General features: G+C 64.1%; 24 protein-coding genes. 12 read left to right on the top strand and 12 right to left on the bottom strand.

From position 1 onward, the window contains the following. Positions 1-32 precede the first annotated feature (32 nt). Positions 33-707 (bottom strand): S24 family peptidase, encoded by a 675-nt coding sequence (locus BSY17_RS13835; protein ID WP_037476398.1) that lies wholly within the window; start codon positions 705-707, stop codon positions 33-35. Between the two features lie 116 nt (positions 708-823). Here BSY17_RS13835 and BSY17_RS13830 point away from each other — a divergent pair, with 116 nt between their 5' ends. Beyond that, positions 824-1,009, top strand: a complete 186-nt coding sequence (locus BSY17_RS13830; RefSeq protein ID WP_037476400.1) for a hypothetical protein — start codon at positions 824-826, stop codon at positions 1,007-1,009. Beyond that, a complete protein-coding gene (locus tag BSY17_RS13825; RefSeq protein ID WP_069065933.1) occupies positions 1,006-1,377 on the top strand; it encodes a hypothetical protein in 372 nt (123 codons plus the stop codon). Before BSY17_RS13830 ends, BSY17_RS13825 begins: the two co-directional genes overlap by 4 nt. 4 nt (positions 1,378-1,381) lie before the next feature. Here BSY17_RS13825 and BSY17_RS13820 read toward each other — a convergent pair whose 3' ends face one another. Then, positions 1,382-2,272, bottom strand: a complete 891-nt coding sequence (locus tag BSY17_RS13820; RefSeq protein WP_069066980.1) for a hypothetical protein — start codon at positions 2,270-2,272, stop codon at positions 1,382-1,384. Positions 2,273-2,317: 45 nt separating this feature from the next. Then, positions 2,318-3,562: a TIGR04063 family PEP-CTERM/XrtA system glycosyltransferase gene (locus BSY17_RS13815; RefSeq protein ID WP_069065932.1), complete on the bottom strand. Its 1,245-nt coding sequence runs from the start codon at positions 3,560-3,562 to the stop codon at positions 2,318-2,320. Between the two features lie 90 nt (positions 3,563-3,652). Here BSY17_RS13815 and BSY17_RS22040 point away from each other — a divergent pair, with 90 nt between their 5' ends. The 3 genes from BSY17_RS22040 to BSY17_RS13805 are packed head-to-tail and all read left to right on the top strand — an operon-like array spanning position 3,653 to position 5,836. After that, on the top strand, positions 3,653-3,775 hold the full coding sequence (locus tag BSY17_RS22040; RefSeq protein ID WP_257785021.1) for a hypothetical protein: 123 nt from the start codon (positions 3,653-3,655) through the stop codon (positions 3,773-3,775). After that, positions 3,768-5,132: a putative O-glycosylation ligase, exosortase A system-associated gene (locus tag BSY17_RS13810; protein WP_069065931.1), complete on the top strand. Its 1,365-nt coding sequence runs from the start codon at positions 3,768-3,770 to the stop codon at positions 5,130-5,132. The genes BSY17_RS22040 and BSY17_RS13810 overlap by 8 nt, the downstream gene beginning before the upstream one ends. After that, positions 5,129-5,836: a hypothetical protein gene (locus BSY17_RS13805; protein WP_237236319.1), complete on the top strand. Its 708-nt coding sequence runs from the start codon at positions 5,129-5,131 to the stop codon at positions 5,834-5,836. Before BSY17_RS13810 ends, BSY17_RS13805 begins: the two co-directional genes overlap by 4 nt. Here the strand turns inward: BSY17_RS13805 and BSY17_RS13800 are convergent. After that, a complete protein-coding gene (locus BSY17_RS13800; RefSeq protein ID WP_069066979.1) occupies positions 5,796-6,350 on the bottom strand; it encodes a type 1 glutamine amidotransferase domain-containing protein in 555 nt (184 codons plus the stop codon). The two genes, BSY17_RS13805 and BSY17_RS13800, sit on opposite strands and share 41 nt — an antisense overlap. 103 nt (positions 6,351-6,453) lie before the next feature. On the opposite strand from BSY17_RS13800, the gene BSY17_RS13795 reads away from it, so the two are divergent. Together BSY17_RS13795 and BSY17_RS13790 are read left to right on the top strand one after the other, a co-directional pair. Continuing rightward, positions 6,454-7,461, top strand: coding sequence for a DNA topoisomerase IB (locus BSY17_RS13795; protein WP_069066978.1), 1,008 nt, complete (start codon positions 6,454-6,456; stop codon positions 7,459-7,461). 27 nt (positions 7,462-7,488) lie between these two features. Further along, the gene (locus BSY17_RS13790; protein WP_069065929.1) at positions 7,489-8,652 is read left to right on the top strand and encodes a mechanosensitive ion channel family protein; all 1,164 of its coding nucleotides are present in this window, start codon (positions 7,489-7,491) and stop codon (positions 8,650-8,652) included. A gap of 17 nt (positions 8,653-8,669) precedes the next feature. On the opposite strand, the gene dgcA is transcribed toward BSY17_RS13790, so the two are convergent. Beyond that, entirely contained in the window at positions 8,670-9,644 is a 975-nt protein-coding gene (gene dgcA / locus BSY17_RS13785) for an N-acetyl-D-Glu racemase DgcA (protein WP_069066977.1), read from the bottom strand. Positions 9,645-9,745: 101 nt separating this feature from the next. On the opposite strand from dgcA, the gene BSY17_RS13780 reads away from it, so the two are divergent. Next, complete coding sequence (locus BSY17_RS13780; RefSeq protein WP_069065928.1) at positions 9,746-11,050, top strand: class I SAM-dependent methyltransferase; 1,305 nt, start codon at positions 9,746-9,748, stop codon at positions 11,048-11,050. A 31-nt stretch (positions 11,051-11,081) separates the two neighbouring features. Next, positions 11,082-12,869: an ABC transporter transmembrane domain-containing protein gene (locus BSY17_RS13775; protein ID WP_069065927.1), complete on the top strand. Its 1,788-nt coding sequence runs from the start codon at positions 11,082-11,084 to the stop codon at positions 12,867-12,869. Positions 12,870-12,890: 21 nt separating this feature from the next. On the opposite strand, the gene BSY17_RS13770 is transcribed toward BSY17_RS13775, so the two are convergent. The 5 genes from BSY17_RS13770 to BSY17_RS13750 all read right to left on the bottom strand — a co-directional run bounded on the left by BSY17_RS13770 (position 12,891) and on the right by BSY17_RS13750 (position 16,008). Then, a complete protein-coding gene (locus tag BSY17_RS13770; RefSeq protein WP_069065926.1) occupies positions 12,891-13,220 on the bottom strand; it encodes a PilZ domain-containing protein in 330 nt (109 codons plus the stop codon). Between the two features lie 229 nt (positions 13,221-13,449). Beyond that, entirely contained in the window at positions 13,450-13,872 is a 423-nt protein-coding gene (locus BSY17_RS13765) for an ExbD/TolR family protein (RefSeq protein ID WP_037473523.1), read from the bottom strand. Positions 13,873-13,917: 45 nt separating this feature from the next. Continuing rightward, positions 13,918-14,403, bottom strand: coding sequence for an ExbD/TolR family protein (locus tag BSY17_RS13760; protein ID WP_037473522.1), 486 nt, complete (start codon positions 14,401-14,403; stop codon positions 13,918-13,920). Between the two features lie 99 nt (positions 14,404-14,502). After that, positions 14,503-15,273, bottom strand: a complete 771-nt coding sequence (locus BSY17_RS13755) for a MotA/TolQ/ExbB proton channel family protein (RefSeq protein WP_037473520.1) — start codon at positions 15,271-15,273, stop codon at positions 14,503-14,505. Between the two features lie 72 nt (positions 15,274-15,345). Next, complete coding sequence (locus BSY17_RS13750; protein ID WP_069065925.1) at positions 15,346-16,008, bottom strand: energy transducer TonB; 663 nt, start codon at positions 16,006-16,008, stop codon at positions 15,346-15,348. Between the two features lie 254 nt (positions 16,009-16,262). Here BSY17_RS13750 and BSY17_RS13745 point away from each other — a divergent pair, with 254 nt between their 5' ends. Further along, entirely contained in the window at positions 16,263-17,135 is an 873-nt protein-coding gene (locus tag BSY17_RS13745) for a hypothetical protein (protein ID WP_171899242.1), read from the top strand. Positions 17,136-17,223: 88 nt separating this feature from the next. Beyond that, complete coding sequence (locus BSY17_RS13740) at positions 17,224-18,528, top strand: homoserine dehydrogenase (protein ID WP_037474780.1); 1,305 nt, start codon at positions 17,224-17,226, stop codon at positions 18,526-18,528. 7 nt (positions 18,529-18,535) lie between these two features. Here the strand turns inward: BSY17_RS13740 and BSY17_RS13735 are convergent, their stop codons facing one another. Next, positions 18,536-18,979: a hypothetical protein gene (locus BSY17_RS13735; RefSeq protein ID WP_069065924.1), complete on the bottom strand. Its 444-nt coding sequence runs from the start codon at positions 18,977-18,979 to the stop codon at positions 18,536-18,538. Positions 18,980-19,086: 107 nt separating this feature from the next. Here BSY17_RS13735 and glpX point away from each other — a divergent pair, with 107 nt between their 5' ends. Beyond that, on the top strand, positions 19,087-20,070 hold the full coding sequence (gene glpX, locus BSY17_RS13730; protein ID WP_037478160.1) for a class II fructose-bisphosphatase: 984 nt from the start codon (positions 19,087-19,089) through the stop codon (positions 20,068-20,070). A 19-nt stretch (positions 20,071-20,089) separates the two neighbouring features. Here glpX and BSY17_RS13725 read toward each other — a convergent pair whose 3' ends face one another. Continuing rightward, positions 20,090-20,467 (bottom strand): MerC domain-containing protein, encoded by a 378-nt coding sequence (locus BSY17_RS13725; protein WP_037478159.1) that lies wholly within the window; start codon positions 20,465-20,467, stop codon positions 20,090-20,092. Positions 20,468-20,526: the final 59 nt, after the last annotated feature.

Raw genomic sequence — 20,526 nt, 5'->3', positions numbered from 1 at the left:
CCTTTGGCGCACAGATAGGGTGGTCTCACCACCTACACCAGACGCCTGCCAGTCCACACGACGCGGCCGACGATGTCCACCAGCGCCGGGTCGATATCGGCCCAGTCGGGATAATGGACATTGTCGCTGACCACGCTGAACCGGCCCCGCAGTGGCCCCATGGCGATTCGCTTGACCATCAGCACGCCGTCGAGCCGCAACACATAGACGCCGTCGCGCAGCCGCAGCGCATCATCATCATGATCGACCATGATGTCGTCGCCGTCGCTAAGCGTCGGCGCCATCGATTCGCCATCGACGCGGATGATCGACACGCGCTGCGGCCGCACGCCCAAGTGCCGCAGCCAGTGCGCGTCGAACGCCATCACGCCCGCCGCGCGCTCATCCTCGTCCAGCGTGCCGCCGCCCGCCGACGCGCCCAGCGCCAGCCGGGGTACGGCGACCACGGCCGGCACGCTGCGCATCCGGCCGGACGTTGCCGACAGGGGCGCCGCCGCTGTCCCGCCCAGCATCTGTTCGGGTACGCCGAAATAGCGGGCCAGCACGCGGCGATCATCCTCATCCAATTTGCGCGGCGTCCCGCGCTTGATGAACTGCTGGATATAGGCGGGGTTGCGGCCGATCAGCCGGGACAGATCGGCATAATTCTCCCCCCGGTCGGCGATCAGCCGTTCCAGCGCGATACGAGCGTCCTGCGATTCATCCATGATCCGTCCATTACTGATAAGATTTTTCCTAGACAAGTAGGAAATTGGCTTTGAGATAGGAATATACCTAACGGCTCGCGCGGGGCGAGTCGCCATGACAGGGGAGATTGAGGCCGATGCTGTTGCGCATGATCGAGACATTCCTTCGCCGCCACGAGATGCCGCCCGCCACCTTCGGGCGGGCCAGCGTGCGCGATCCACGGCTGGTCTTCGACCTGCGCGGCGGACGCGAGCCGGGCGAACGGATAAAGAGACGTGTAGAACATTTCATGAACACATATCGCAGGAGCAGCGGCCAATGACAAGCATCGATCCGCATGTGCGCGCAGGCAACCTGATCCGAAATCAAGCAATAGGAAAAGGCACGGCCGACCCCCTGCCCCGCCTGCTGGCCCAATTGCTCGCGCGGGCGGGCGACAATGCCCGCGTCGAACGGGCAGTGAGCCGCCCTTGGGCCAGCGCTTTGTTCGAGGGGCGACGCCATGTCGTGCGGCTGGCGATCAGCGGGGCGGAGGCGCAGGCGAGCAAGGCGCGCCTGCTCGATGGGCTGAGCGAAGCGCAATGGGTGCTGCCGCGCCATTTCGTCGCCGACATCTGCGTCGATGCAGAGGGCGACAGCGCCGACGGCCTATGGGTGGAGCTGTCGGCGCTGACGATCGAGGAGTGGTAGGGGGTTAGCGCGCCCGGCCGGTCATGCTGCGCAACGTGCCCAGCGCGGCGCGCAATGCGGCGTCGGTGTCGGTATCGGGCGTGTCGCGCACCGGTACCGGCATGGCGGGCGGCATGTCGGCCAGCACCCGGATGCCATCATCGGATGCGGTGCGGCGACGCTGGGACAAGCCGCGTTCCAGCCGCTCGGTCAACTGGCCGATCGTGAGTCCCTGGGTCGAGGGGCGCGGCGCTGGGGTTGGCAGGGGCGCAGGGGGTGCCTTGGCTTCGATGGCCGGTGCGGCCTCTTCTGCCGCCTCCGGCTCGATCAGGGGCGCGGCCGGGCGCAGGAAAGCGGGCTGGGGCAAGTCCGCCTCGGCAACCGGCAAGGGCGCGGCGGGCATGGGAAAATCCGGCGTGGACCGGATGGCGGGCGCCTCCACCACGGCCTGCGCCACCAGCCCGCGTCGTCCTGATTCAGGGCGGGCGAAAATATCGACGCCGTTCAGGTCGCGGCTGGCGAAGATCGGTGCGCGCGCCGGCGCATCGGGATGGGCATCGGCCCGGCGCAGCGTCGGCGGCGCGCCTTCGACTGATTCGATGGAACGGCCCCGCGCCAGCGCGGCCCATTTGGAAAATGCGAAACCCATTTTTCGTGCTCCCTTGGCGCGTTCGACGCGCTGCTTCTTTTCACCTGGTTCCGTCGCCACAGTCGTGTCGCGCCGCATCGTCAAAATGATCCCCATCACCATTATAGCGGCGAAAAGAGCGATCAATATTCGGGCCTTGAGGCCAAGTGGCGGCGCGGCGGCGGGCAGCGCTTCGCTCAGCCCACTGGACGCCACCAGCATTTCGATCAGCCCCACCGGGGTCAGCAGCACCGCCAGTGCGGCGACGAGGCCGCCCAGCGCTGCCATCACCATGGCCCGGTCCGGTCTTGATCCGCGTGGCGCCATATGCCGTCAGGCCGCCGCCCGCGCGCCGTCGGCTTGGGCCAGCAAGTGCTGGTAGACCGGTTCGTAGCGCAGGATATTGGCCGACCAGTTGCGCTCGCGCTCGACAAAGGCGCGTGCCACGGCGCGGCGTTCATCCCAGGGCGCGCGATCGGCGAACAGCCCGGCAAGCGCCGCTGCGATGCTCGCCGGATCGTCTGGCGCGAAGAGCGTGCCGGTAACGCCATCCTCGATCAGCTCGCGATGGCCGCCGACGCTCGACGCAGCAACGAGTCGCCCCTGCGCCATGGCTTCCAGCGGCTTGAGCGGGGTCACCAGATCGGTCAGCCGCATCGCCTTGCGTGGGTAAGCAAGAATATCGACCTGCGCATAATAATGTTCGACCTGGTCGTGCGGCACGCGGCCGACGAAGATGATATGATCGGCAAAAGGCGACGCCATCGCCTGTTCGCGCAACGCCTGTTCGCGCGGGCCACCGCCCACCATCAACAGCCTCGCTTTGGGCCGGGCACGCACGAGTCGCGGCATCGCCGCAATCAAATCGTCCAGCCCTTCATAATCGTAGAAGCTGCCGATGAAGCCGACGACATCGGCCCCCTCCAGTCCCAGCCTAGCCGTCAGCGCAGGGTCGCGCGGGACCGGATCGCCAAACTGTTCCATGTCGACGCCATTGGGCGACACGATGATCTTGTCCCGATCGATGCCGCGCGCGATCAGGTCGCCGCGCAGCCCTTCGCAGATTACCGCGACCGCATCGGCGGCGCGCACCGCATGGGTTTCGAGCTGGCGGGTGAGCCAATAGCGCGGGCTTCCCTGCGTCCCGGTGCCGTTGCCGACCGCCGCATCTTCCCAGAAGGCGCGGATTTCGTAGATCATCGGGATGCCATGCCGCTTGGCGACCCGCTGCGCCGCGATGGCGTTGAGGACGGGCGAATGAGCGTGGATGATGTCGGGCCGCCAATCGCGCACCAGCGATTCGATCGCGTCGGCATGCGCCGCTATGTCGCGCCATTCGCGAATCAGCGGATTGCCGGTCGCGGGCTGCCCCGGCGTGCGGTGGAAATGGAGGCCATCGACCACCTCTTCCAGCGGTGCCGCGCCGTCCTGTGGCTGTGGCGCGACATGGCGATGGCCGGTGATGCCACGCACCGCCCAGCCCTTTGCCATCTGCGCGCGCAGGATCGCACGGGTCCGAAAGGTGTAGCCGCTGTGGAGCGGGAGGCTGTGGTCCAGCACATGAAGGATGCGAGTCATAGCCAGCCCTGTCTGCCGAAAAAGGTTTAACGCCCCGTCAACTCTGTCTCGCTAGGACGAAGAGGCGGCTACCGGGAACAAGAACGCATAATGATCGACACCTTATCCTTGCTGGTCAGCCATGGCGTGATCCTGCTGACGGCCTGGCGCCTGCTGTCGCGCCCCGACCTTGATCGCGATCCAGAGCCAGAGGGTGAGACGGGCGATGCGTGACCTGTTCTTCCTCGCCTTTCTGGGCGTCTTCTTCCTGATGGGGTTCAGGCGGCCGTTCCTGCTGGTCGCGGTCTATGCCTATATCGACATCGTCTCGCCCCAGCGCCTGTCCTATTTCCTGCTCAATTCGATCCCGATCTCCTTCATCGCCTTTGGCGCGATGGTGGGCGCCTGGCTGGTGATGGACGACAAGAAGGATTGCCGATTCTCGGCGCGGCAGGGGCTGATGCTCGTGCTGCTTGCCTGGTGCGGCTATACCACCATGACCGCCGATTTCCCGGTCGAGGCGCTGACCAAATGGAATTGGGTGTGGAAGGCGATCATCGCAGGCGTGTTCCTGCCGCTGGTGTTGCGCACACGCTTGCGAATCGAGGCGATGACCGTCTTCATGATCCTGTGCGCCAGCACGATCATCATCAATGGCGGCCTCAAGACCGCCTTGTCGGGCGGCGGCTATGGCGTGCTCAACCTGATGGTCGACAATAATAGCGGGCTATATGAAGGCTCCATCATCAGCTGCGTCGCCATCTCGCTGATCCCGCTGATCCTGTGGCTGGCCAAACATGGCACCATCTTTCCGCCCGACTGGAAGGTGAAGGGTTTTTGCTATTGCCTGTGCCTGGCCTGCCTGTTGATGCCGATCGGCACCGAGGCCCGTACTGGCCTCGTCTGCATCGTCATTCTGGCCGGGCTGATGCTGATGCGGTCGCCCCGGCGCTTCGTCTACGGGCCGCTGATGCTGCTGGCCGCATTGGTGTCGATCCCCTTCTTGCCCGCCAGCTTCACGCAGCGGATGCAGACGATCGAAAACCATCAGGGCGACGAAAGCGCCTCCACCCGTGTCGCGGTGTGGATGTGGACGCTCGACTATGTGAAGGATCATCCGGGCGGCGGCGGGTTCGACAATTATCTGCAGAACAGCTTTACCTATGTCGCGCGAAGCGTCGTGACCGACAGCGGCGGCAGTCGCCTGGAAACCCGGATCGTCACGGACAAGGGCCGTGCCTATCATAGCGCCTATTTCGAGCTGCTGGGTGAGCAGGGCTATTTCGGCTTTGCGGTCTGGGCGCTCATTCACCTCATCTGCTTCATCCGCACCGAATCGATCCGCCGCTTCTACCGCAAGCGCGATGGACCGCAGGAAGCGTGGATTTCGCCCTTCGCGCTGGCGCTGCAACAGGGGCATATCATCTATATGATCGGATCGCTGTTCGTGGGTATCGCCTATCAACCGTTCATCTTCATGATGTTGGCGCTGCAAATCGGCCTCGACACCTATCTGACCCGCAAGCGCAAGACGGCGGCACGGCAGGATCTGGCCACAGCGCTCGTCGCGCGGCAGGGCGTTCCGGCATGAACGGAGAATTGCGGGCGCTGGGCCTGGCGCAGGGCATGTTGCTGGGGCTGTTGCTGGCCTCGCCGATGATTGCGCCTGCGCTTTTTTCGGCGGGTGTCGGCGCGCTGTTTGTCATGGGCGGCTTCCAACTGCGCCTTGCCGATCGACGCTGGGAGAGGCGCGATGGCGTGGGCGATTGGGTCAGCCATATCCGCATGGCCCCGCAACGGCTGCTCCCCTGGGGCGCAACGGCAACCGTGGCGCTGATCGCGGGTCGTCCAACCGAGGCACTGGCGATCCTGATGGCGGTGCTGGCGTGCGAGATGCTGCTCTATCCGCTGCTTGCGCCAGCCATGGGACGGCTGACGCGCGGCGGGATCATGCTGCTGCTTTTGCTGATGCTGCCGCTATGGGGGGCCGATGTCGCGGCACTGCGTTACGCCAGCGCCTATCTGGTCGGGGTGGGTGGATGCGTGTTCTGGCTGCGCGGGCCGGATGGCGATGGCCGGGCGCTGGGATGGGCGATTGCGGGATCGTGCGCCGCCGCTATGATCGCCGTCTTTGCACCGGACGTTCGAGCGCTCATGCTGGCCGGTGGCACATTATGCGCCACGCTGGCGCTTGCGCATCTGTCGGTGTTGCGCCGCCGCCCGGTGCCGTGGCATCCGGACGGCAGCCAATCGTTCAGGCGGCTACGCTGGCCCCTTCGGTCACGGCCTTCGTAAAGGCTTCGACAAAGGCAGGGATGTCGTCGGGGTTACGGCTGGTGATGATATTACCGTCGATCGCAACCGCCCGATCGACAACCTTTCCACCGGCGTTGGTGAGGTCGGTACGCACCGAAGGCCAGGACGTGACGGTGCGGCCGTTCACTACGCCCGCCTCGATCAGCAGCCAGGGACCATGGCAGATGGCGGCGACGGGCTTGCCGGCGTCGGCAAAAGCACGGATGAGCGCGATCGCCTTTTCATTCACGCGCAGCGTATCGGGATTGGCGACGCCACCGGGCAGGATCAGCCCGTCATAATCGTCCATCGAAACGGCATCGAGTATGATGTCGGGGGTGATGGTATCGCCCTTTTCATCATGCTTCATGCCCTGGATCGGGTCGCTTTCGGGCGAGGCCAGCGTCACCTTGGCCCCGGCTTTCATCAGCATGTCGCGTGGATCGAACAGTTCGGATTGTTCGAACCCATCCGTGGCGATGATGAGAATATGGCTGTTTTCGATGGCGGACATGGGTGTCTCCTGCATGGGGGGAATGGCCGTTTAACGGCCCGGAGCCCCCATGGTTGCGGAACGAAGCGACGAAAGGCGGGTTTGGGGAGACGAGAAGGACGCCATGCCCCAAACCGCCATAATCCATGCCAATGACAGCGTGCCCGGCATCACGCGGCGCCCGTTGAAACAGGGCTGGGCCTATCGCGATGCCGATGGCGCGCGGATCATAGACCGGGACGAGATCGACCGGCTGAACGCGATCGCCCTGCCGCCTGCCTATCGCGACTGCTGGTTCTGCCCCTCCCCCTATGGCCATATCCAGGCGACCGGCTATGACGACAAGGGGCGCAAACAATATCGCTATCATGCCGACTTTCGCGCCGCGCGCGAGGCGGAGAAATATGCCGGATGCCCCCATTTCGGTCGCGCCCTGCCCAAGTTGCGCGCCCGGCTGGAGGCGGACCTGTCCAAACGGGGGCTGCGCAAAGATCGCACCATCGCGGCGGTCATCCGCCTGCTCGACCTCGCCAAATTGCGCGTCGGCAACGAACATTATGCCACGACCAACAAGAGCTTCGGCGCGACGACGCTGCGTCGCCGTCACCTCGACCTCAACGGCCAGTCGTTGACGCTGCGCTATCGCGCCAAGTCGGGCAAGGAACAGCAATTGACCGTGACCGACAGTCGCCTGCTGCGCTTCGTGCGGCAGGTACAGGATCTGCCGGGCCAGCATCTGTTTCAATATCTGGACGAGGAGGGTGAAGCGCGGCCGATCACGTCAAGCGACGTCAACACCTATATCGCCGATGCCATGGGAGAGCCGTTCACCGCCAAGCATTTCCGCACCTGGGGCGCGTCCACGATCGCCTTTGAAACATTGGCGGCCGGGCATGTTTCTTTGAAGGAGATGATCGACCCGGTGGCGGTGGCTTTGGGCAACACGTCGGCGATCAGCCGCAAATCCTATGTTCATCCCGCACTTATTGCCCTATGCAAGGAGGGGCAGGATGAATGGCGCGACGAGCTTCGCTTGCCGCGTCGAACACGATATCTGTCGCGAGAGGAACGCGGATTGATCGCCTTTCTCGATACTTTGGTGGACTGCGCCCCGCTTGCAGCGGCGGCCTGATCCGCACTCAACAGACTACAGGATAGCATGGCCAATACGAAAACCCCCGCCGACCCCGTCATCACGGTGCGGCCGCCCGATCTCGGCGCGATGTGGCGCTCGACCAGCGACTGGCTTGCCGTCCATTATGTCCAGATATTGATCGCCATCGGGGTCGGCGTCTTGATCTACCTCGCGCTGACGGCGCTGCGCGGGGTTGGCAAGCGGCACAAGGGGACGCGCGGCGATCCGCTAGGCTATGCCAATGTGCTGGGGCGGGCCGCCGCGCGCACGACGCATTTCTTCATGGTCATGGTCGCGGCGCGGCTGGTGGCGGGCTATGCCGATGCACCGGCTCCGCTCTACAAAACGATCGCCTTTCTCTTCACCATTGCGGCCGTGTGGCAAGCGGCCTTGTGGGCGCGGGAGATCATCTTGGGACTGGTGGAGCGCAAGACGCTGGCGCAGGATGGCGGCGGCGAGACACTGGCCAACGCCATGGGGCTTATCCGCCTGTTGGTCAGCGTCGTCCTCTTTGCCGTCGCGACGATCGTCGTACTGGATAATCTGGGCGTCAACGTCACCGGACTTGTCGCGGGCCTTGGCATTGGCGGCATCGCCATCGGCCTCGCAGCGCAGGGCATATTTTCCGACCTGTTCGCTGCCCTGTCGATCATCTTCGACAAGCCGTTCCGCCGGGGCGAGACGATCAATTATGACATGACGACCGCCACGGTCGAAAAAATCGGTCTGAAATCCACCCGCTTGCGCGCCATTACCGGCGAGAAGAAGGTGATCTCCAACGCCAATCTGCTGCAAAAGGAAATCACCAGCTATTTCACGCTCGACCATCGCCGGATCAAATTCGCGATCGGTGTCATCTACCAGACGCCGCCCGACGTCGCCGAACAGATTCCCGACATATTGAAAACGATCGTCACGGATCTCGGCGCGAATTTCGTTCGGTCCGGTTTCATCAGCTTTGGTGCGTCGAGCCTGGATTTCGAAGTCGAGTTCGACGTCTATCTGCCCGATTGGGATGCCATCTACGTCATCCGTCACAAGGTCGGCCTCGCCATCCTGCGCCAATTCAACGAACGCGGAATCGAGTTCGCCTATCCAACCCAGACCAGCTTTACCGCGGCACCCGACGGGCGGATGGTTCTACCCTATCCCGATGTTCAGGCGGTCCGTCAGGTCGAGAAGGAATGAGGCTGTCGCTGAACGGATCAGCCCATGCCCCAGAGCGGGCCGGGTTGCAGTTGCCCGTCGCACAGCGCCAGCCCACCGTCGCGATCCTCCGCCAGTAATAGCGCGCCGTCCAGGTCGATCCAGTCCGCGCCCTGCGCCAACAGAGCGGCAGGTGCAATGCCAAGCGACGTGCCGAGCATGCAGCCGACCATGAGCCGGAATCCGCGCTCTTTCGCTTCGCGCGCCAAAGCCAGGGCTTCGGTCAGCCCGCCGGCCTTGTCGAGCTTGATATTGACCGCGTCGAAATCGCCTAGCCGGTCGAGATCGGCGCGCGTGTGGCAGCTTTCGTCGGCGCAGAGCGGCAGCGGCGCATGAACGCCCGCGAGGCGCGCCTCCTGCCCATGGATCACGGGTTGTTCGACCATCTCCACGCCCAAGGCCGCGAGTGCTGCTGCTTCTGCAGCGATGTCGCGATCATGCCAGCTTTCATTGGCATCGACGATCAGCCGCGCCGTGGGTGCGCCGCGCCGCACGGCGGCGATGCGGTCACGGTCGCCTTCGCCGGTCAACTTGCATTTGAGCAACGCAAAGCCCCGCGCCGCCGCGACCCGCGCGGCTTCCTCCATCCGATCGAGATCGCCCAAGCTGATCGTGAAAGCGGTCGCCAGCGGTGCGGGTGGTGCCAGACCAGCCAACTGCCACACCGGCGCGCGCGCCTGCTTGGCTTCCAAATCCCATAAGGCACAATCGAGCGCATTGCGCGCCGCGCCGCGTGGCATGGCGGTCAGCAGCGCTTCGCGGTCCAATGGTCCGGTATAGGCATGCAAGGCGGCGACGCAGCTTTCAGCGCTTTCGCCCTCATAATAGATGGCCGTGCCCTCGCCCTGTCCGACATGGGTGCCATCGCCCACGGTGCAGACGACGACATCGACATGAGTCTTGGCCCCCCGGCTGATGACGAAGGCACCCGCCACCGGCCAGCGTTCGACGGTCGCAGAGACTATACGGATCATCGCGCTTTCCTGCGTCATCGGTTGACCATGGTCGAGACCGTCATATGAGCGAAACATAAAGTCCGGCATAGTCCCATGATGCAACAAGGAGCCTATTTTCCGTGACATCCCGCGACCTCACCGGCTTTTTGCCCCTCGATGAAGCCCATGCCGCGCAAAGCGACTGGCCGCGCCGCCTGTCGGACATCGCGTGGCGCATCGGTTTCGGTGCGATCGGCTGGCCGTGGTTGCTCGCCAGCTTGTCGGGCGGACGCCCGGCGGACAAGCGCGCGTTGCTTGATGAACTCGGCCTGCCGCATGATGCGTTGCCGCATCTGGGCAGTTGGAAGGCCGATGTCGGTTTTCTGCGCCATATCGTGCGGGAGATTGCACGGCTACGCCCTGCCCATGTGGTAGAACTGGGTGCAGGCGCTTCCTCGCTGATCGCGGCGCGAGCCTTGCAATTGCACGGCGGCGGGCGGTTGCACAGTTTCGACCAGCATGGCAGCTTTGTCGAGGCGACCCGGCAATGGCTAGGCGACCATGCCATCGATGCCGACATTCGCCATGCGCCGCTGACGCATGAAAGCGCGGATTGGCCCGGCCGCTGGTATGCGCTGGACGGCGTGCCGGAACGCATCGATCTGATCATCATCGACGGCCCGCCCTGGAGCGTCCATCCGCTGGTACGGGGCGCGGCGGACAGCCTGTTTGCGCGATTGTCGCCCAATGGCGTGGTGCTGCTGGACGATGCCGCGCGGCCGGGCGAACGTATCGTTGCGCGGCGCTGGCGCGAGAGGTGGCCGCATATCGACTTTCGCCTGATGCGCGACGGGACCAAGGGCACGCTGGTCGGTCGCCGCCGCGATCTGACCGCGCCGGTCGCCAACGACAATGAGGATGGGCGCACATGGCGGCATATGCGCCGTGCGGCGGCGGTTGCCGCACTGCTGGGTATCGGCTGGATCGCGCGCGGCGAATTGGGCGAATTTCCCCAGAGCGCGCAGGCGAGCAGCTTTCTGGACGAAGCGGCCGCCTCGCGCCGCACCGGACTGCTGCGGCAGGGCATGGCCTCGCAGATCGAAAGCGCGACGTTCGACGCGCAGGAAATCCAGCGGTCGACCGGCATCATCCTGCCTGCATTGCCGGGCGATTGGCGGGTGACCGACGTTCAACTGTTTCCGACGACCGACAGCCCCGCCATCGCGATGACCATCGTGACGCCGGAACAGGAGACGCTGTCCCTGTTCGCCGACAAGGCCGAAACCCCCGCCGAGGCCACGCCGCTGGTCGCCCGACGTGCGGGAGATGTAGTGGCTTATTGGGAAGTCGGCACCATGGCCTATGCCTTGACCGGCGAGGGCGACACGCGCCGCATCCTGCACCTGGCTGGCACCATCGCCCCCATGGGCAGGACGCCCCATTGAGGCTTTAGGGGCGGCCTGCTAAGCGCCGCGCATGGAGGACAGCCCGCAACCCACCGCCCGCGCCGACGCGCGACCCGCCCTTGGCAGCCTGGCGATGTTGTGGCGGTTCGCCCGGCGCTATCCGGCGCGCATTGCAGGGGCATTGGCTGCGTTGATCGTCTCGTCGGCGGCGACGCTAGGCATCCCCAGCGGCTTTCGCTTGGTGATCGACAAGGGGTTCATGGGCGGCGGCGACATCAGCCGCTGGTTCGAATATCTGCTGCTGATCGTCATCATCCTGGCGTTGGCCAGCGCGCTGCGTTTTTACTTCGTGTCCTGGCTTGGTGAACGGGTCGTCGCCGATATTCGCAGCGCGACCCAGGCCAATTTGTTGCGGCAGGCACCGCGCTTCTTTGAAGAAAACCGCCCGTCCGAAATCGCGTCGCGCATGACCGCCGACACGGCTATCGTCGAGCAGGTGGTCGGATCGACCGTGTCCGTGGCGCTCCGCAATCTGGTGACTGGGCTTGGCGGGCTGATCTATCTCTTCGCGCTGGCCCCCAAGCTGGCGGCGCTTCTGTTGCTGGGCATTCCCGTCATCCTGCTGGTGCTGATCAGCCTGGGCCGCAAGGTGCGCGGCCTGTCGCGCGCCAGTCAAGATCGGCTGGCCGATGTCGGCAGCGTCACCAGCGAAGTGCTGGGCGCGATGAAGATCGTGCAGGCCTTTGGCCAGGAGGCCCGCGAGGCGATGCGGTTCAACACCACCGTCGAGGCGGGTTTTGCGACCGCACGCCGCCGCATCGGGTTGCGCGCGATCATGACCGCCGTAGTGATCGCTTTGGTGTTCGGATCGATCACCGCCGTCATGTGGCAAGGGGCGCTGGACGTTGCCGCGGGGCGATTGTCGGGCGGCAGCATCGCCGCGTTCGTGCTGACCGGCGGATTGGTAGCCGGAGCGTTCGGTTCGCTGTCCGAAAGCTGGGGCGACCTGTTGCGCGGCGCGGGTGCGGCCAGCCGCCTGCACGAATTGATGAGCGCGACGCCTGACATCCTGCCGCCTGCCGTGCCTGTGCCGATCCCGGTCACCACCAATGGCGCACGGCTGACCTTTGCCGACGTCTATTTTCATTATCCCACCCGCCCCGATCAGGCCGCGCTGAACGGCGTGTCACTGGACATCGCGCCGGGCGAGACAGTGGCGGTGGTCGGGCCGTCGGGCGCTGGCAAGACGACCTTGATCCAGTTGGCGCAGCGCTTCTACGATCCCGACCAAGGCGTCGTGCGTCTGAACGGCGTGGCCCTGCCCGATGCCGATCCAGCCGCTGCGCGCGCTATGATGGCGATGGTGCCGCAGGATAGCGTGATCTTCGCAGCCTCAGCACGCGACAATCTGCGCTACGGCTGCTGGGACGCCAGCGATGACGAGATTTGGGAAGCGGCGCGTGCCGCCAACGCCGAAAGTTTCCTGCGCGCGCTGCCACAGGGTCTCGACACATTCATGGGCGAAGGCGGGGCGCGTCTGTCGGGCGGCCAGCGCCAGCGGCTCTCGATCGCGCGCGCCCTGCTGCGCGACGCGCCGATCCTGCTGCTGGACGAGGCCACGTCGGCGCTGGATGCGGAGTCCGAGCGATTGGTGCAGGATGCGTTGGGGCGGCTGATTCAGGGACGGACGACCATCGTCATCGCCCATCGGCTGGCGACCGTCCGGGCGGCAGACCGGATCATCGTGATGGATGAGGGCCGGATCGTCGAACAAGGCGACCATGCGTCGCTAGTGGCACAGGGCGGGCTCTATGCCCGGCTCGCCAGCCTGCAATTTCAGGATATGCCCGCCGCCTGACGCGTGCCGTTGCTCCGCCCGTCAGGCTCGGGTGGCGGCCTCATGCAGTTTCACGACATGGTCGAGGATCGCCGGATGGAGCGGGTTTTCAAAGGCGCAACCCGCCTCATGCCCGCGCGTCCAGAGGACTCGCGCACGACGCCCCTCGAAGCCGGGCAACATGATCCATAATTCGCCACCAGGCAGCAGCTTCATGAAACTTTGCAACCGAAAGCCCGACACCGAGAGGTCAGCGATCGCGCTCTTGACCCAGGTTTCGCCGGGACGCCGAATCTTGACGCTGATCCGCACATGACGGCGTTCGGCAGCGCGCGCCTGATGGCTGGCTTGATGATGTCGATCGGCGCCCATGGCTTGCACTTCATTCCATTCACCGGTCAGTGTCGGGGATTGAGGTAAGGAATTGGTTAAACCCGCACGTTTTCGGTCGGTTTTGCGGTGCTGGAGACAGGTCACAACCAAAAAAAGGGCCGCCCGAAGGCGACCCCTGATGGTCCGGCATGATCATAAGGTCTATCTGCTATCCACTGCCCGCCAAACTGGGAAGTCCTGACGCGAGCAGGGAGAGGCAGATCAGGCCTTAGAAATTGCCATATTGTTCGTTGCCGACGAAACCCAATTTGGTGACGCCTGCCCGCTTGATCTCGGCGAGCACTTCATCAACGGTCACATAACGGGTCTGCGCGTTCGGCTGGAACTGAAGTTCCGGCTCGACGGGCAGGCGCAGCGACTGTTGCAGATACTGGCGCAGCGTCAGCAGATCGATCGCCGAACCGTTCCAGGTGATGATCCCGGCTGCGTCGATCGCAACCTTGTTCTTCACTGGATCGACCATGGGGGCGTCGTTCGTCGAGGACTGCGGCAGATCGATCTTCACCGCGTGGGTTTGGATCGGGATGGTGATGATGAACATGATGAGGAGCACGAGCATGACGTCGATCAACGGCGTCGTGTTCATTTCCATCATCGGTTCGCCATCGTCGCTACCGGCGCTCATTGCCATGGGGCGTACTCCTAGAAATTCACAATAATCAGCACGTATCGGACGTTACATACGAGTGGTTTTCATACCTGGTTCCGGCTCGGAAATGAAGCCGACCTTCGGAAAACCTGCGCGCTGCATCGTGTAGATCGTGCCACCGATGCACCGATAGGGGGTATTGATGTCACCGCGGATATGCACTTCGGGCAGATCCTCCGGCGTCATATTCTCGATGCCGCCAACCTTCTTGATGTCCGCTTCCAGCTTGGCAACGGCGCGGTTGAGCAGGTCTTCGGAATTGACCTTGGTCATATTCCAGTAAACCGCACAGCTACCGTCTTCTGCTGGCATGATGGACAGCGAGACGTTCTCCGGCTTGGTCGTGGTCGGTTCGAATTCGACCTTGGGAAGCTCTAGATCGACCGTCTGAAGCACGACAGGGACGGCGATCAGGAAGATGATGAGAAGCACCAGCATGACGTCGACGAGCGGCGTCGTGTTGATATCTGTGATCGGCTTTTCTTCGCCGGAGCCACCAACGCTCATTGCCATTGATCAGTATCCTAACATGTCTGTCATTTTAGACCGCACGCCAGGAGCGGCGATCTTGGGAGCCGAAGATGCGCGATGCATTCCGGCTCCCATATTTGATCAGGCCTTGGTGGCGGCTGCAGGAACCGGCTTGCCCACCTGGGCAGGAGCAGGCGTGCCGACAACCGGCTTCACTGCACCGTTCGAAACCATGTAGCCCAGCAGGTCGGTCGAGAAGGACGAGAGGTCCTCGGCGATCGCCTTGTTACGGCGCTGCAGGAAGTTGTAGGCAAGCACGGCGGGAACCGCGACGACCAGACCCAGAGCGGTCATGATCAGCGCTTCACCGACCGGACCGGCAACGGCGTCGATCGATGCCTGACCCGAAGCACCGATCTTGATCAGCGCGCGGTAGATACCGATAACCGTACCGAACAGACCGACGAACGGCGAGGTCGAACCAACAGTCGCGAGGAAAGCGAGACCGCCGCCCAGCTTCCAGTTGATGGCGTTTTCCGAACGGGCCAGCGAACCGTGCAGCCAGTCATGGGCTTCGACCGGATCGGTCAGCTTGCTGTGCTGTTCCTGAGCGGCAATGCCGTCATCGACCAGCTGCTTGTAGGCGCTGTTCTTTTCCAGCTTGGCGACGCCTTCCTTCAGGCTATTCGAACGCCAGAAGGTCGTGCGGACCTTCTTATACTGGTTGATGACCTTCTGCTGTTCGATCAGCTTGGTGAACAGCACATAGAAGGTGCCGACCGACATGCCGACCAGGATGATGAACACGGTCCAGGCGATGATGCCGCCCTGTTCCAGAGCTTCCATGAGGCCGTAGGGGTTGGCGGCTTCCGCGGCAGGTGCGGCAGCGGCCGCGATGATGGAGTTCAACATGATCAAGACTTCCCTCTCAATGAGATCAAGCGAAGGAAAGGCGGCGCGGTGCGCCCGCCCTTCCGTTCTGAATTATTCCGGCAAACGCCAAGTGATACGGCCGTTGTACGTGTCGGACATATCCCTGCCATCGGAACCCTTGGCCGGCTTGAAGCGTGCGCGACGCGGCAGCAGGCGGCAGGTCGCTTCATCCAGATCGGAATGACCGGTCGATGAAGTGATGGTGCAGTTGGTCACGCGACCATCCGGGCCAATTTCCAGACGGAAACCAGCCGTACCCGAACGTTCTTCGCGCTGAGCGCGGCTCGGATAGTCGGCATCGCTGAGCCAGCTGCCTGGCGACCCACGCGGCGAAGCGCGCGTTGCGGCCTGAGGCGGCGGCGGCGGTGCAGCCGGTGGTGGGGGCGGTGCTGCGACCGGGACGGGGTTGAACACCGGAGGCGGTGTCCGAACCGTCTGAATCGGCGGCGCCGGGGTCGGAGTCTGCACGATCGGCGGCGGAGCGACTACCGGCGGCGGCTCGATCGGCTGATCTGGCGGCGGCGGTGGCGGCTCTTCGTCCGGTGGTGGCGGTTCCTCTTTCACGTCGATCACGTTCAGCTGTTCTGCCGCTTGTTTGACATATTTCATGCCAAGGCCGGAGACGAAGGCATAGCCAAGAACAGCGTGAATCAGGGCGACGATGATGATCGATATCGTGCGACTCGATCCTTCCGAGTGGTCAGCATAGGCCATTCAGCAACGACACTCCTTAACTCATCTTACCAATGGGTTCTACAAATCAGCCAAAAACGACCCCAACCGTCCGGGCTCCCCCCGGTCAGCTTTGGCCCCTGTCCTTCTATTTGCTACCGCGCAAACTCCTATCGCGGTGCATCGCGGCACGCAAACGCTTTATCGATATGTTCATTTGCGGTTACCACTTCATATAGGAATGACTTGCCTGTGACATCCTTGCCACTGGCCAATAACACAGGACGAAGCTGACCATGAAACCCGCCACGCTGATCCGCCGCCTCCTGCCGCCATGCCTCATTTTGGCCGCAAACATCCCCGTTTTTCCAGCTTTAGCGCTACAACAGCCGATGGTAGCGCAACCGGCCGGAACCGGTACGGGCCTGTCCTACGCAGACCTCGCAGACCTCGCCGATACCGCCCCGATGGTCGCGGTTGTGCGAATCCGCAACATCATCACTTTGAAGCCCGATCAGGCGCAAGGCGTCCCGCCGGGGCATAAACGGCTCTATATCGAGGCGGATGTGACGAGCTTGATTCGCGGCGAGGCGGGAATCAGCCCCCTTGTAACCTATCTGTACGACGCGCGATTGGACGCCCGCGGCAAGCTGCCCAAGCTCAAGAAGGCGTCGTTCATCCTGTTCGCCCGTCCCGCGACCCGCCCCGGCGAAGTGCAGTTGGTCGCCCCCGACGCGCAGATCGCAGCGACGCCAGTGATGGTGGACAGGGTCAAGTCCCTCCTGTCGTCTATGGTCGCGCGCGATGCGCCGCCGCGCATATTAGGCCTGGGCGATGCCTTCCATGTGGCGGGCACGGTGGCGGGCGAAGGCGAGACGCAGATTTTTCTGCGGACCGAAAATGGTGACCCGGTATCGCTGTCGGTGCTGCGTCGTCCGGGGCAGCCGCCGCGCTGGGCCGTCGCGCTGGGCGAAATCGTCGACGAAGCCGCGCGCGCGCCAGTGCCTGGCACGCTGCTCTGGTATCGACTGGCGTGCAGCCTGCCCCCTGTCCTCCCCGCCCGCGCGGTCCGCACATTGGCCGTGGCTGACGCAGAGGCAGCGCGCGCCGACTATCGCCTGGTGATCGAAGCGCTGGGACCATGCGGACGGACGCGCATAGCGCCATGATCGAGGAAGGCAGCTTTTGCTTGGACCGTCGGGCGCGGGCGGCTATCAGCCCGGCTTTCATCATCTTCGCCAAGAAAGTGACGCCACCATGACCAATCTGCACCGCCATGCCCCGTTGCGCGTCGCGCTCGTCGGTCTCGGCACGGTGGGCGGCGGGGTCATTCGGCTGCTCAACACCAATGGCGACCTGATTGCCCGGCGTGCGGGCTGTCCGATCCAGATCGTCGCCATTTCCGCGCGCGACCGGAACAAGGATCGCGGCGTCGATCTGTCACCTTATGAGTGGGTAGACGATATGAACAGCCTCGCCACCCGCGACGATGTCGATGTGGTGGTGGAACTGATCGGCGGGTCGGACGGCCCGGCGCTGACGCTGGCGCGCCAGTGCCTGACTGCGGGCAAGCCGTTCGTCACCGCGAACAAGGCGATGCTGGCGCATCATGGGCTGGACCTCGCCCGGCTTGCCGAAAAGGGCGGCATTGCGCTGAAATATGAAGCGGCGGTCGCGGGCGGCATCCCGGTCATCAAGGGGATGCGCGAAGGGGCCGCCGCCAACGAGATCGCCCGTGTCTATGGCATCCTCAACGGCACCTGCAATTACATTCTGACGACGATGGAGAAGGAAGGTCGCGGCTTCGACGAGGTTCTGAAAGAGGCGCAGGAACTGGGCTATGCCGAGGCCGATCCCAGCTTCGACATTGATGGCGTGGATGCGGCGCACAAGCTGACCATCCTTGCGAGCCTGGCGTTCGGTACGGAGTTGGATTTCGACGCGGTCGCCACCACTGGCATCCGCGACGTCATCGCCGCCGACATTGCCGAGGCCGCCGCGCTGGGCTTTCGCATCCGCCTGGTCGGCATGGCGCAGAATGGCGCGGACGGGCTGTTCCAGCGGGTTCACCCTATGCTGGTGCCGCTCGACCACCCGCTCGCGCATGTGGATGGGTCGCTGAACGCCGTCGTCGCAGAAGGCAATTTCGTCGGCCGCCTCTTCTTCCAGGGACGTGGCGCGGGCGATGGTCCGACCGCGTCGGCGGTGGTAGCCGACCTGATCGACGTGGCCCGCGACGAATATGGCGATGCCTTCGCCATGCCGGTCGCCGCCCTGACGCCGCAGAATACGGCCGACGCCGGTGCGCGCATTGGCCGCACCTATCTGCGCTTCATGGTGCAGGATCGTCCCGGCGTGCTGGCGGAAATCGCCGCCGCCACGCGCGATGCGGGCGTGTCGATCGAAAGCATGATCCAGCGCGGCGCGCATCAGGAAGACGGCGTGCTGGTCGCCATCGTCACCCATGCGGGCGAAGAACGCTGCATCCGCGACACGCTCGAACGGCTCGCCGGGTCGGACAGCCTGCTCGGCACGCCGATGGTGATGCATATTCTCGACTGAGTGCCGCTCAAGGCTGCCCGCTACCCTTGAAGCGATCGGGCAGCGGCGGTGGTGGGGCGAGGTCAGCATCGGGATCGACGATCGCGGTGATGCTTTTGCCGATCATGTCGGCCGCCTTCAAGACGGACAGGCCACCAACGCAACCCGCCCCCTGCCCGCCCGACACGCCACAACTGCCCTGTTTCACCGGTGCGGCCGAGGCGCGCGGCGTGTCACCACGCATCGGTGCGCCGCTGTCTGCCTCCTCTCGCGGGAGCGGGAGCCGCTCCCGCGCATTACGCTCTGCCTGGCTCTCCCCGCAGACGACGATGGCGTCCCCGCTACGGTCGCATCGCCGGATCACCTGCGTCTTGGTGCGATAGGCCGCCATCAGCGATTCGGTGTCGCGCGCCAGCGCTGTGCCGGGGTGGCTTGCTAGAAGGACGATTGCAAAGAGGGCCCGGCGAACCATGCGCGCACAAGAGCAAGCGATCATGGCGGCATCATGGCCATGCTGCTCGACAAGGTTGGGGGGACCGCCTATCGCCTGCCCCAATAAGAAAAGGCAGAGGAATGACGATGGTACAGGCAAGTTCGCCCCTTGATCGGGTATTGGTGCTGGAAATGGTCCGCGTCACCGAAGCGGCCGCGATCGCCGCGTCGAAACTGATCGGCCGGGGCGATGAAAAGGCCGCCGATGCCGCCGCCGTCGAAGCCATGCGCCTGGCCTTCAATGACCTCTATATGGACGGCACCGTCGTCATCGGTGAGGGCGAACGCGACGAAGCGCCGATGCTCTATATCGGCGAGAAGGTCGGCAATGCGATCGGCACAGGTCCGCGAATCGACATCGCGCTCGATCCGCTGGAAGGCACCACCATCACTGCCAAGGCCGGACCCAATGCGCTGGCTGTCCTCGCCATTTCCGAGGAAGGTGGACTGCTCAATGCGCCCGACGTCTATATGGACAAGCTGGCGGTCGGCCCCGGCTATCCCGATGGCGTCATCGACCTCAACCGGTCGGCCAAGGAGAATGTCGAGGCCGTGGCCGCCGCCAAGGGTGTGGAGCCGAGCGACATCATCGTGTGCGTCCTTGATCGGCCGCGCCACGAGCGACTGATCGCAGAGTTGCGCGCCATTGGGTGCGGCATCATGCTGATCCCCGATGGCGACGTGGCAGGCGTGATCGCCACCACCGACCCGGAAACGACGATCGACCTCTATATGGGATCAGGCGGGGCACCCGAAGGCGTGCTGGCCTGCGCGGCGCTGCGCTGCGTCGGGGGTCAGTTCAAGGGGCGGCTGCTGTTCCGCAACGAGGATGAGAAGCAGCGCGCGCGCAAATGGGGCATCACCGACCTCGACAAAATTTATGATTTGAAGGAATTGGCCAAGGGTGATTGCATCTTCGCGGCAACCGGAGTCACCGACGGGTCACTGCTCGACGGGGTCAAGCGCCTGCCCGGCGGCAAGCTGACCACTGAAAGCGTGGTGATGCGCGCCAGCACCGGCACGGTGCGATGGGTGAAGGGCGAGCATCGGAACAGCCATAAGCCGCTCTGACGAGCGACGATGGCCGAGCCTAGCGCCCGGCGCGGTGATTGAGGTCGTGACCGAGGGCGAGGATGGCAACGCCGATCAGCGTATAGATGCTTTCCTGCCAGCCATGATCCATCGTCATCGCGCCCGCCATGACGCCAAGGCCGAGCGAACCGATCGCGGCGGGCATCATGAACCGGTGGACCATCGCGCCATGGCCGAGCGCGATCGCGCCCAGCAGGATCGCCAGCACCAGGCCGACCTCATGGAACAGCGGGCTTTCGAAAATGCCCCCGGCGCTGGCCAATACGCCCAGCACGACGGCGGTAACGAAGCAATGCGCGACGCAGAGCCCCGATAGCGCCATCGCAATACGATCGACGCGACCGGTCAACAGGGATTGGCGAAGGGTCGAGGACATGGACACCACATAGGCCAAGCCAGCGTAGGTTACAACATTACATCGACATTTTTTGTGAA

The sequence above is a fragment of the Sphingobium sp. RAC03 genome, from assembly GCF_001713415.1.
Taxonomy (GTDB): Bacteria; Pseudomonadota; Alphaproteobacteria; order Sphingomonadales; family Sphingomonadaceae; genus Sphingobium.
Note: the sequence above shows the minus strand (reverse complement) of the source record. Positions and strands in the feature narration are given on the sequence as shown.